Source organism: Frankia sp. CcI49 (genome assembly GCF_001983215.1).
Lineage (GTDB): Bacteria > Actinomycetota > Actinomycetes > Frankiales > Frankiaceae > Parafrankia > Parafrankia irregularis.
On the sequence record NZ_MOWP01000007.1, the window covers coordinates 81074 to 93018 of the forward strand.

Here is an 11945-nt window from a genome sequence, read left to right on the forward strand (position 1 = left end):
GGCAGGATATGAGGATCGTGGTCGTCAGAACGATCAGAATCCTCAGATCTTCCAGCTGCGGCTACGGCGAGATCGTTCGCGTCAGGCGTGGTAGTCGGGGACGAGCTCGGTGGCGAGCTGCTCGAGGAACAGGCCCGCGTCGGCGACCACGCCGAGGGCGTGGGCCGATGTCCGGTCCGTCAGCCCGGTCACCGTCGACGGGTTCATGTCGACGCAGGCCACCGGCACCGACGCCGGCAGGATGTTCCCGGTCGCGACCGAGTGCAGGGTGGTCGCGACCATCACGGTGAAGCCGACGCCACGCAGCGCGGCCCGCATCGCCCGCTGACCGGCGAGGATGTCGGTGTGCACGTCGGGCAGCGGGCCGTCGTCCCGGACCGAGCCGACCAGGACGAACGACTTCCCGGCCTTCACCATCGCGTGCATGATCCCCTCGGTGACCAGCCCGCTCTCCACCGCCGCCCGGATCGACCCGGCACGGCGGATCGTGTTCACGGTGCGGATGTGCTGCTCGTTGCCGCGCTGCACCCGCCGGCTGTGCGGGCTGCCGAGGCCGAACGAGCTGCCGAACAGCGCGCGTTCGAGGTCGAGGGTGGCCAGCGCGTTCCCGCCGAACAGCACGTCGACGAAGCCCGCCTCGACCAGGGCGGTCATCGCCCGGGACGCCCCGGTGCTCACCACGGCCCGCCCGGCGACCCACAGGACCTGGTAGCCCTCCGCCTTGATCTCGCGGATCTGGCGGGCGACGGTCTTGACCAGCACCGCCTGCGGGCGTGCCGCGCTGGAGCTGAACGACATCGACGCGAACTCGCCGTGCACCCGGGTCGAGTGGTCGGCGACGGGCAGCACGACCTTCACCCCGTCGGCACCACAGACGATCATGTCACCGGCGCGGACGTCGGCCACCGGAACGGTGCGCACCCGGCCGCCGGAGACGATGAGCCCACAGTCCATCTCCGGGTGCTCGACGGGTACCCACTGGCCGCCGAGGTGCACGACGGTCTCGAGGTTCGTCGTCGAGTAGAAGTCCTCCGGGAAGACACCGTCGGCTTCGGCGGGCCGGGTCACGGCTTCGCCGGAGACCAGTTTGTTCACCCCGTGGACCTGGACGCGCATCAGGATCCGCGCGAGGGTGGACGCGGAGTCGGCCCCGACGGTGATGACGGCGTGGGACTCGTCGTCGTGGGTCCGCCCAAGGTCGATCTTGTCGACCCGGTAGTCGCCGCCGTAGGCGAGGACGTCGTCCAACACCCGTGCCAGCACACCGGTGTCCATGAGGTGCCCGTGCACCTCGACCTGCTCATGAAAACGCACGCAGCCGCCCTTCGCCTGTCCTGCCGGTCCGCCAGTCGCGCTGCCTCACGCCACTGCGGAAGGCTGCGCCGGTCGTGCAAATGCCGGTCGTGCAAATGCCGATGGACCGGGCGGCCCGCGGGACCGCCCGGTGTTCCACCGGCGTGATCAGACGACCGCGCCGTCGTCCGGTCCGTCGAAGTCCGTCGGGGGCCGGTCACCCAGGCGGGCGACCAGCGTCCCGACGCCGCCGAGAATGAGCAGGACGCCTGCGACGTCCCGCGATCGAGCCTGCACCATCCCGATCAGGGACGGCACCACCAGGATCGCCACGCCGAGCGCGATGGAGCCGAGCGCCCAGCGGGTGCCCGGCCGCATCCGCGGGATCGGCGGCGCCGGCGGCGGAATGTAGTGGTCTTCGTCCGAGTCCTCGCCGGCGGAGAACGGGTCCGCGCCGCCGGCGGGCCGCAACGCCGCCCGCACGGCCTCGTCAAGCCGGTCGATGTCGCCGGGCCTGGAGCCGCTCGGCGGCGTGTCGCCGTCCCGGTCCCGGTCCCGGTCCCGGTCGCCGTCCCGGTCGCGGTCCGCTTCGCCGGTCGGAGCGCGATCGACGTCGCCACCGGTGAACGGGGACGGGGACGTGGACGAGGACGGTGCCGCCGGGGACGGGGGGATGGTCCGCTCGCCCGGGTCGTCCTCGGCGAGGTGACGCCCGTCCGGCGGCATCCCGTCCGGGCGCCGGCCGGACGGCCTGATGATGATGATCGGTGACCGCCGGGGCTCGTCGAGGTCCTCGGCGGCCGGCCACGACTGCTCGCTGCCCGCCGGCTCCTCGTGGAAACGAGCGACCAGGTCGAGGAAGGCCGCCTCGTCGGTGGCCGGGGAACGCCGCTCGCCGGCGCCGCTGTCCGTGCTGCCGGTGTCCGTGCTGCGGGTGTCGGCGTCGCCGGTGTCCGCGGCGGCAGCAGACGAAGGGCTGTCGCCCAGGCTGGTCGGGCCGTCCCCCGCCGGGGCGGTGGGGCTGCCGGGCTCCGTGGGAACGCGGTCGGGGTCCGCGTCCTGCGGCCCGGGACCGGAGACGTGGTCGGTCATCGCGCCGCGGCCTCGGGCTGGGTGGTGACGAACTCCACACTTCCTTTGAAGATCGTTTCCTTGTCGTTGTCGAGCGTCGCCACGTGGTAGCTGTCGTGCAGGAGCCGTTCCTCCACGGGTGCCGACGTGATCCCCTCGAGCAGCAGCCGGCCGGACGTCGGCTCGACCACGTGGTCGACGACGCTGCGATAGGCCACCACCGGGCACACGATGCGCCCGAGATCCGCACGGGTGACGGCCCACAGCTCGCGCAGGGAGGCGAACGCCCTCGTCGGTACCCGTGTGTAGCCGACCTCCCGGACACCGGACGCGCGGATGTCACCCGCGACGCCGGGGACGGTCGGCATGACCCGCCAGAGCAGCGGCGCCAGCGCGGCGATCCGCCGGTCCGTCCCGAGGCTCGCGTTGACGGTCACCGCGCCGGCGACACGGGCCCCGTGCACCTCGGCGAGGCGGAGCGTGAGGGTGCCGCCCATCGACAGCCCCATGACGAAGACCCGCTCGCAGGTACGGCTCAGTTCGCCGAAGGCCTCGTCGGCGGCGCCGAACCAGTCATGCCAGGTGGTGCGGGCCATGTCCTGCCAGCGGGTGCCGTGGCCGGGCAGTCGCGGGCAGCTCACCCGCAGACCGGCGGCGGCGAGGTGCTCACCCCACGGGCGCATGCTGTGCGGCGAGCCGGTGAAGCCGTGCACGAGCAGCACACCGGTTCCGCCGTCGCCGCCGGCAGCTCCCGGGCCCGCGCCCGCATCGGCCGGGCCCGCACCGCGAAGATCGAAAGGCTCGGCGCCAGGCAGGACCGCCGACTCCGGGACTCCCGCCATTGGCTATCCCCTCCCTCCGCGTCGAGTGCCCACGACGCACCCGCCGCAGATCATGGGGTGGGCACTCCCGGTGACGGTACGGGCAGCGCACCCGGAGTCGCGTGAGGGCCGGCCGACCGAACCATGGCTGCTGAGCCCGACATGCCGCCGGTCGGCCCCAGCACAGGGGTGGTCAGGGGTGGCCCGGCGCGCCCTCTGGCTGCGGGAGAACCGACACCGACAATTGCATGCTCGCATGCCAGGGCCCGACTGGCCATGGTCGCGTGCTTTTCCTGACTTCTCGGCCGGGCCACTGATCGTCCGGTGTGTTCCGTGCGTGACTTCTCTGCCGCCGGGCGTGGTCCCCGCCCGATGTTCGGACGGACCCGGCCTCCCAGCTCCGCGAGGCGGCCGGAGAATGACACTCCGACGTCGGCACCGTCGGTGGACGATGCCGTGTGGTGGACGATGTCGTGAGGGGTCCATATGGTCACCCCGGGCAACCCGTTCCACCCGTTCCCCGTTGGGTATGGGTGAGGCCGGGCGCGAGCGTCCGGGAATGCCGCCGGCGGGCGGCGGTGCGACGAAGCGGGGAGCTTGCGTGTTGTACTGGGTCGTCAAGGCCATCCTGACGCCGGTGCTGCGGCTGTTCTGGCGGCCGTGGGTGGAGGGTCTCGACCAGGTGCCCACCCGGGGGCCGGCGATCCTCGCCAGTAACCACCTGAGTTTTCTGGACTCCTTCTTCCTGCCGCTGGTGGTGCCTCGGCGGATCACCTTCCTCGCGAAGAGTGACTACTTCACCGGGGTCGGCTTCAAGGGCTGGAGCAAGCGGAAGTTCTTCAAGGGGGTCGGTCAGGTCCCGATCGACCGCAGTGGCGGCCGGGCCAGTGAGGGCGCGCTGCGTACCGGTGTGCGGGTGCTCGGCTCCGGCGAGCTGCTCGGGATCTACCCGGAGGGCACGCGTTCGCCGGACGGCCGGCTCTACCGCGGGAAGATCGGCGTCGCGCGGATGGCTCTGGAGGCCGGTGTGCCCGTGATTCCGGTGGCGATGATCGGGACGTTCGAGGTCCAGCCGCCGGGCCAGTTCATGCCGCGCATCCGCCGGGTCGGAATCCGGATCGGGCGTCCGCTCGACTTCAGCCGGTACGCCGGGATGGCCGACGACCGCTTCGTGCTCCGGTCGATGACGGACGAGATCATGTACGAGCTGATGTCGCTGTCCGGCCAGGAGTACGTCGACATGTACGCGCAGCGGCGCAAGGAGGAGCTCGCCGCGGCCCGTGAGGCCCAGGCCAGGGAGGCGGGCCGGGGCCAGGCGGAGCCCTCGGCCGTGGTCGAGCCCTCGGCCGCGGCCGAGCCGCCGGTCGTGGTCGAGTCGCCGGTGGTGGCGGAGCCTTCGGTTGTGGCCGCGCCGCCGGTTGTCGGGGAGGGGCCGGCCACCCGTGCGGGGAAGGACCCCGAGCGGGCACCGGTCTCCGGTTCCTGACCACGCACAACCGCGCCCGAATCCGCTGCCCCAGGCGGCTCCCAGGCCGCTGCCCCAGGCCGGTCTGACCCGTTTGGGGAGGGCACGGCAAGATTGCACCGTGCGTGGCGTGACGGGGTTTTTGSCGAGGAGATCCAGCCGTCGGGCCGGGCGTCGGACCGGCCGGTCGGTCGCGGCGGTGCCGCTGCTGGCACTGCTGCTGCTTGCCGTCCCGATCATCCCTGCTGTCGGCGCCGGGCCGGTCGGGCGCGCTGAGGCGACCTCCGCGCCGGGCACCGCGCAGGCGGCCGGTGCGGCCCAGCCGCCCGCCGGCACCGTGTCGCGAACAGGCAGCTTCCTCACCGACACCGCCGGGCGGGTGGTGCTGCCCCGCGGCGTCACCGTGCCCGCGGGGACGGTGCCGACCGCCGCCGACATGGCCCGGTGGATCGACTACGGCTTCACCGGCAGCCGCATCGAGGTGCCGATGACGGCCGGCGGCCGGTTCCCGCCCAACGGTGAGCGGCCGCCGGCGGGTGACCCCGAACAGGGCGGGCTGGAGCAGGTCGGGGCCGTCGTGCGTGACCTCACCGACCACGGCCTGTTCGTCGTRATCGGCATCGTTCCCGGCAGTGCGGGCTACACGCCCTCGACGTCCGATCTGGCGGCCGGGCTGCGTCGGCTCGCGGGCCGGTTCGGTGCGGTCGGCGGGCTGATCGGCTTCGAGGTGCCGACCTCGACGGCCGCCGAGGACCTTGCCGCCACCCTGCGCTCCAGTGATCCCAACCACACGCTGTGGGTCGCCCAGGCGGCACCGTTCGACCCGGCGGCCAGGGTCGCCGCGAACGGCGCGGCCGGGTACATCACCGGCTGGGCGGACGGCTCCCGGGCCCGGGTCGGGGCGCTGGCCGACGCCGGCGACGTGTTCAACCTGGGCTGGTTCTACGACGAGCCGGTCACCGGCCGTCCCAGGACCGGCATCGGCGCCGGCCAGGTGCGGGCCGCGGCCACCCCTCCGGCGGAGGTCGTCCGGCCCTACCCGGCCGCGGTGGCGGGCATTCCGGAGTCGTACGGGAGCGACGCCTCGGGAGTGTTCCGCCTCACCTACCGCACCTCCTCGGCGGTGCGCGGCGCCTTCCCGGCCGGCACGGCGACCGCGATCGTCGTGCCGGGGTGGAGCTACTCGTCGGGCTACCAGGTCCGGGTGACCGGTGGCCAGGTCACCTCGGCGCCCGGCGCGGGCGTTCTGTGCGTCGTCGCCTCGGCCGGCGCGGCCGAGGTCAGCGTGGAGGTCGCACCGGCAGCCGGTGCCGCTCCCGTCGCGCCGGCCCGGGCGGGTGCGGTGAACTGCTCGTCGGGCGCGGCGCACTCGGCACAGGCCACGCAGGGGTCGCGGGCGGCCGACGACGCCGCGGCCGGCGAGGCCGCAGCCGGCGGAGGCGGTGGCGCCGGCGTCGGCAGTGGCGGTGGCGACGATGCCGACTCCCCGCTGTTGCTGCTGGTCCTTCCGCTGCTCGGTGCGGCGCTGACCGCGGCCGTGCTCGGGCCGCTCTTCCTGCGCCTTCGGCGCCGCTGACCGGACGGTCCGCGCGGGTGCCCCCGGCCGGCGGGGATGCCCGCGGCGGCGCCCTTCGACCCGCGGGGCACACTGGACGAGTGGGCGGCCGATTCTTCTACGACACCGAGTTCATCGAACGCGACGATTCCGGCCATCACTGGCTTGACCTGGTGAGCATCGGGATCGTCAGCGAGGACGGCGAGCGTGAGTTCTACGCCGTCTCCACCGAGTTCGATCCGGCCCACGCCGTCCCCTGGGTGCGGCGCAACGTCCTCGACCGGCTGCCTCCGCCGGCGAGCCCGAGCTGGATGTCGCGGGAGCGGATCCGGGACGAGGTGGTCCGCTTCCTGACCGCGGACGGTGCGCCGGAGCTGTGGGCCTGGTACGCCGCCTACGATCATGTGGTCCTCTGCCAGCTCTTCGGGAAGATGCCGGCCCTGCCGCGGCGGCTGCCGCGGTTCACCCACGACCTGCGGCAGCTGTGGGAGGACGTCGGCAGCCCGACGCTCCCGCCGCCGCCGCCCGACGCGCACGACGCGCTCGCGGACGCGCGGCACAACCTCGCCCGCTGGCAGGTCCTCAGCGCGTTGCGCCAGCGGATCGTCGCCGACGCGCCGTCCGGGTAGCCGCCCAGGGCCCCGCCCCGCTGCACCAGGCCCCGCTGCACCAGGCCCCGCTCCACCAGGCCCCGCGCTCCCGCGGACGTCCCTTCGCGCACTCGGACGTGTCTTCGCGTGCTCGGGCCGTCCCCGCGCTCGCCTCGACGTCCCGTGTTTGCCTCGACCTGCCTGCCGCCGGACGTCCAATATTACTGAGAGTGTTTGACATGCCACGCCGAGTTTCTGAATGGCGTCGAGGTTGGGCGGCTGCGGGCTAGGCTGCCGCCGGAAGTGCGAGGGATCGGGGGCGACTCGGGAAGAGAGGGCCCTGGCTGTGAAGATCGGTGTGCTGACCGGCGGTGGCGACTGCCCCGGACTGAACGCGGTCATCCGCGGCGTCGTCCGCAAAGGAGTCGGCCTTTACGGCCACAGCTTCGTCGGATTCCGGGACGGGTGGCGCGGCCCGCTGGAGAACGACACGATGCCCCTGGACATCGCCGCCGTGCGCGGAATCCTGCCCCGCGGCGGCACCATCCTGGGCTCCAGCCGGACGAATCCGTTCGCCTCGGCGGACGGTCCGGCCCGCGTCCGGGAGACGATGCGGCGCACGGGCGTCGACGCCCTGATCGCCATCGGCGGTGAGGACACCCTGGGCGCCGCGGCCCGCCTGCACGCGGAGGGTATCCCGGTGATCGGGGTACCGAAGACGATCGACAACGACCTGTCCGCCACCGACTACACGTTCGGTTTCGACACGGCGGTGAACATCGCCACGGAGGCGATCGACCGGCTGCACACGACGGCCGAAAGCCACCACCGTGTCCTCGTGGTGGAGGTCATGGGCCGGCACGCCGGCTGGATCGCGCTGCACAGCGGCATGGCCGCGGGGGCGAACGTCATCCTGATCCCGGAGCGGCCGTTCGACATCGACAAGGTCTGCGCCTTCGTCGAACAGCGGTTCGCCACCAGCTACGCACCGATCATCGTGGTGGCGGAGGGCGCCACTCCGATCGCCGGGACCATGATGGTGAAGGAGGGCGAGCTGGACGCCTTCGGCCATGTGCGGCTGCAGGGGATCTCCGCGCTGCTGGAGACCGAGATCCGGGGGCGGACGGGCCGCGAGACCCGGGCGACGGTCCTCGGCCACGTCCAGCGGGGCGGGACGCCGACCGCCTTCGACCGCTGGCTGGCGACCCGGTTCGGGCTGCACGCCGTCGACGCCGCGCACGACGGCGACTTCGGCGTGATGGTCGCCCTGCACGGGACCAGGGTGGAGCGGGTGCCCCTCGCGGAGGCCACCGGCGAGCTCAAGACCGTGCCTGAGCACCTGTACGAGGAGGCCGAGGTCTTCTTCGGCTGACAGCGCACCAGCGCCGCGGCGCCCGTACCGCGCCGATCCACCCAGACCACCTGAATCATCCGGACCGCCGGCCTGGCGGGCGGTCCGGGTGGTTCGGCTGTCTGACGGGCGACGGTCCGGCGGGCGACGGACGAAAGCACGGGAGTTCTCGCCGACAGACCCGTACCCTGGTGACTCGTGAGCAATGACCTGGACATCTGGCGGACCCTTCCGGCCAAGCAGCAGCCCTCCTGGCCCGACCAGGGCGAGCTTGCGGCGGCGTTCGCCGAGCTGTCAGGGCTGCCTCCGCTGGTCACGGCGCCCGAGGTGCGTTCGCTGACCGACCGGCTCGCGATGGTCGCCCGCGGCGAGGCGTTCCTGCTCCAGGGCGGCGACTGCGCGGAGACGTTCGCCGCCAACACGGCCAACAAGATCCGTGACAAGGTCAAGACGCTGCTGCAGATGGCGGTCGCGCTGACCTACGGCGCGAGCACCCCGGTGGTGAAGGTCGCGCGTATCGCCGGGCAGTACGCCAAGCCGCGTTCGGCCGACATCGAGTCGTCGACCGGGCTGCCCTCCTACCGGGGCGACGCGGTGAACGACATCGCGGCTACGCCGGAGGCCCGCCGCCCGGACCCGAAGCGGATGGTCGCCGCCTACCACCAGAGCGCCGCCGCGCTGAACCTGGTCCGGGCCTTCGCGACCGGCGGCTTCGCGGATCTGTCCAAGGTGCACGAGTGGAACAAGGCCTTCGTCCGTGACTCGGCCGCCGGCCGCCGGTACGAGCTGATGGCTGTCGACATCGAGCGTGCGCTGGCGTTCATGGCGGCCTGCGGGATCGACCTCGAGCGGACCGCGGCGCTGACCGGCGTGGAGATCTTCACCAGCCACGAGGGCCTCCTCATGGAGTACGAGCGTGCGCTGACCCGTACCGAGGAGTCGACCGGCGAGGTCTACGACCTGTCGGCGCACATGATCTGGATCGGCGAGCGCACCCGTGACCTCGACGGCGCGCACGTCGACTTCCTGTCCCGGGTCGGCAACCCGATCGGCTGCAAGGTCGGCCCCACCGCCTCACCGGACGACGTCCTGGCCCTCACCGAGCGGCTCAACCCGGAGCACATCCCCGGGCGGCTCACGCTGATCGCGCGGATGGGCGCCAAGCGCGTCCGCGACGTGCTGCCCCCGATCATCGACAAGGTGAACGCCGCCGGGCATCCCGTGGTGTGGTCCTGCGACCCGATGCACGGCAACACCCAGGACGTCAGTGGGGTCAAGACCCGGCACTTCGACGACGTCCTGGACGAGGTCTTCGGGTTCTTCGAGGTGCACCGGGGCCTGGGCACCCACCCGGGTGGGCTGCACATCGAGCTGACCGGGGAGAACGTGACCGAGTGCCTCGGCGGTGCCGAGCAGATCGGCGAGGCTGATCTCGGTGGCCGCTACGAGACCGCCTGTGACCCGCGGCTGAACACCGGGCAGGCACTTGAGCTGGCCTTCCTGGTGGCGGAGATGCTCCAGCAGACCCGTGCCGATCGGGACGCCCGCCACCACCGCTGAGCGGCGCCGGCCCGCGCGGCGGTGCCGGCCGACGACGACCCCTGCCGACGACTATTCGGCGGGGGTCGTCTGCGTCTGGCCCGGTGCGTCGGCGGATGAGGTCGTAGCTCCGAGCACGGTGGTCCCCGACTCCGTGGCAGGCGCCGGTTCAGTGGCGGGCGCCGGTTCAGTGGTGGGCGCCGGTTCCGCGCTGCCTGCCGCGACGTTGCCCGCCATGTTGCCGCCCGCCTGAGCCGCGGCGCCGTCGGACGCGACGGAATGCGGCGAGGCCGTCTGCACGGTGCCGTCGGCGGAGGCCCCCGTGGAGCCCGCGTCGGGGTCGGAGCTGACGCCGAACCCGACGCCGACGTAGGACACCAGGTCCCTGGAGGCGTCGAGGAGGCCGGCGGTCTCCAGCGCTCCCGCCCAGGCCGCGGCGTCGAGGCCGGCGGAAGCCTGCGGGGTGGCGGTGGCGCTCTGCGGCGTCACCGGGTCGGTGCTCGCCTGCGCCGCCGGCTCCGATCCGGACGACGCTTCTGCTCCGGCGGCACCGACGTCGGCACCGACGTCGGCACCGGCACCGGCCCCGGCACCGGCACCGGTACGGGCGTCGGCACCGGCGTCAGCGGCTGAGCTTGACGGCGGTGCCGGCAGCGGCAGGCTGGGAGCGATGCCGCTGGCCGCGGCGTCGACCGCCGGCGCTTCCGGGGAAGTCTGTGCCGGCTGTGTGGCGGCCTGCGACTGGGGCGGCCCGACCGTGCTCGCCCGTGGGGGACGGGGAGCTGGCCCGGGGTCCGCCGTCGCTGTTCCCGCCGAGGTGTTCCCGTCGCCCGCGGTGGCGGTGCCCGGCCCGAGGGCGGATCCGCTCCCGGAGCCGACCGATGCCGGAGCCCCTCCGGAATGCGCGGAGGTGAAGGTCAGTACCGAGCCGACGTCGCTGATGATGCGGCGTGCCTCGGTCGCGTCAGGGCCGGCGTTGCTCCCGAGCACGCCCAGCAGTGCGTCGAGGCGCGTCGACTGGTCTGTGTTGAATTCGTTGAGCGTCTTCCAGGCGTCCGTGTTCCCGGAACGGATCTCCTCGATGAGGACCTCGCTGCCGGCGGCCGCGTCGGTGCACCAGTCGTGCAGCAACGCAGCCGCCGTGGTCAGGTCGCGCGCCCGGACGGACCCGCCGCCGGCCGTGGCGTGTGCCGCCGGGGGCGTGGCGGCGGTCTGCCCGCCCGACGTCGGTGCGCCGGCAGCGCCGGAGCCGGCGCCTGGCCACGCCGTGGGGGAGGCTGGCCGCGCCGCCGGTGTGCCGGTCGGCCAGGGCTGCCCGAGCGCCGGGCCGAGCCCCGCCTCGCCGGCACCAGGACGGGCCAGCGGGTCATCCTCCGAAGCCGCAACCGGGTCGTCGGCGGAGCCGGGCCGCGCGGCGTCGCCGTGACCCGAACCGGTTCGGCTACCCGCGCCGGTGGCGGCGTCCCCCGTGGCCGAGGTGGCCTGACCGAGGACGGCGGTGAGCTCGTCCATCCTCGTCCGGGCCACCGCCAGCTGGGCCTTGGCCCGTTCCACCCGGCTGGCCGCGAGGCTGACCTGGAGCTGCTCCACATGGCGCTTCACGCCGTACAGGAACTCGCCGGGCAGTGCATCGGTGGAGCTCACCGCGACGCCGACCGCGGCGACGGACGCGGCCAGCGCTCCGACCAGCGCGGGACGGGCGGAGCGCACCGCTCTGCGTAGAGGTGCCCGGTCGGGGCGGGTGACGATCGTGGCCCGGTGGGCCGGATCGGCGCCGGTGCCCCTCGTTCCGGCGGTACCCGCTGTGTCAGCCGTACCCGCCGTGTCAGCCGGGTCGGCCGTGTCAGCCGGGCCGGGCGCGCCGGTTGGGCTGGTCGCGCTGACCGGCTCGGGCGCGCTGATCGGGCCGGTCGTCACGGCCGGGCCGGCGGCGTCGGTGAGACCGGCGATGCTCAGGCGGGCGAGCAGCATGGCGCGGGTCTCCGCGCGGGTGCCGGGTGACATCGCCGGGACGGGCAGCGCCCGCAGGGTGGAGATGGTTCGGGCCAGCTGCTGTTCGTACTCGTCACGAGGGGGACGCCCACCGTCGAGCAGCGCGGCGGCACGGTCTGCCCGCGCGCTCCGCCGGCGCGGCCCACCACTCGCCACCACGCCGCCCCCCGCGTTCTGGCTCCGGTACTCCGGGACCGCGGCTCACGGCCCGAGTGAAGATCGAATGTACCCGATCCGGGTCGCGGAGGCGGTGACGCCGACTGTTTCC

9 protein-coding genes are annotated in these 11945 nt (G+C 73.4%); 5 read left to right on the forward strand and 4 right to left on the reverse strand.

Annotated features, from left to right (window positions below; translation table 11 throughout):
- Positions 1-81 precede the first annotated feature (81 nt).
- The 3 genes from CcI49_RS06735 to CcI49_RS06745 form a co-directional block, all read right to left on the reverse strand.
- The gene (locus CcI49_RS06735; protein ID WP_054566714.1) at positions 82-1314 is read right to left on the reverse strand and encodes a hypothetical protein; all 1233 of its coding nucleotides are present in this window, start codon (positions 1312-1314) and stop codon (positions 82-84) included.
- A 147-nt stretch (positions 1315-1461) separates the two neighbouring features.
- Positions 1462-2385: a hypothetical protein gene (locus CcI49_RS06740; RefSeq protein ID WP_076825065.1), complete on the reverse strand. Its 924-nt coding sequence runs from the start codon at positions 2383-2385 to the stop codon at positions 1462-1464.
- Positions 2382-3206, reverse strand: coding sequence for an alpha/beta fold hydrolase (locus tag CcI49_RS06745; RefSeq protein WP_054566716.1), 825 nt, complete (start codon positions 3204-3206; stop codon positions 2382-2384). The genes CcI49_RS06740 and CcI49_RS06745 overlap by 4 nt, the downstream gene beginning before the upstream one ends.
- 580 nt (positions 3207-3786) lie before the next feature.
- Between CcI49_RS06745 and CcI49_RS06750 the strand changes: the two genes are divergently transcribed.
- The 5 genes from CcI49_RS06750 (at position 3787) to CcI49_RS06770 (ending at position 9706) form a co-directional block, all read left to right on the forward strand.
- A complete protein-coding gene (locus tag CcI49_RS06750; RefSeq protein ID WP_076825067.1) occupies positions 3787-4671 on the forward strand; it encodes a lysophospholipid acyltransferase family protein in 885 nt (294 codons plus the stop codon).
- A gap of 109 nt (positions 4672-4780) precedes the next feature.
- Entirely contained in the window at positions 4781-6226 is a 1446-nt protein-coding gene (locus CcI49_RS06755; protein WP_241839935.1) for a hypothetical protein, read from the forward strand.
- An 80-nt stretch (positions 6227-6306) separates the two neighbouring features.
- On the forward strand, positions 6307-6834 hold the full coding sequence (locus tag CcI49_RS06760) for a polyadenylate-specific 3'-exoribonuclease AS (RefSeq protein WP_054566719.1): 528 nt from the start codon (positions 6307-6309) through the stop codon (positions 6832-6834).
- Between the two features lie 307 nt (positions 6835-7141).
- Positions 7142-8167, forward strand: a complete 1026-nt coding sequence (locus CcI49_RS06765; RefSeq protein ID WP_054566720.1) for a 6-phosphofructokinase — start codon at positions 7142-7144, stop codon at positions 8165-8167.
- 177 nt (positions 8168-8344) lie between these two features.
- Positions 8345-9706, forward strand: coding sequence for a 3-deoxy-7-phosphoheptulonate synthase class II (locus CcI49_RS06770; RefSeq protein WP_054566721.1), 1362 nt, complete (start codon positions 8345-8347; stop codon positions 9704-9706).
- Between the two features lie 51 nt (positions 9707-9757).
- Here the strand turns inward: CcI49_RS06770 and CcI49_RS06775 are convergent, their stop codons facing one another.
- Complete coding sequence (locus tag CcI49_RS06775; RefSeq protein ID WP_076825071.1) at positions 9758-11836, reverse strand: DUF5667 domain-containing protein; 2079 nt, start codon at positions 11834-11836, stop codon at positions 9758-9760.
- Positions 11837-11945 lie beyond the last annotated feature (109 nt).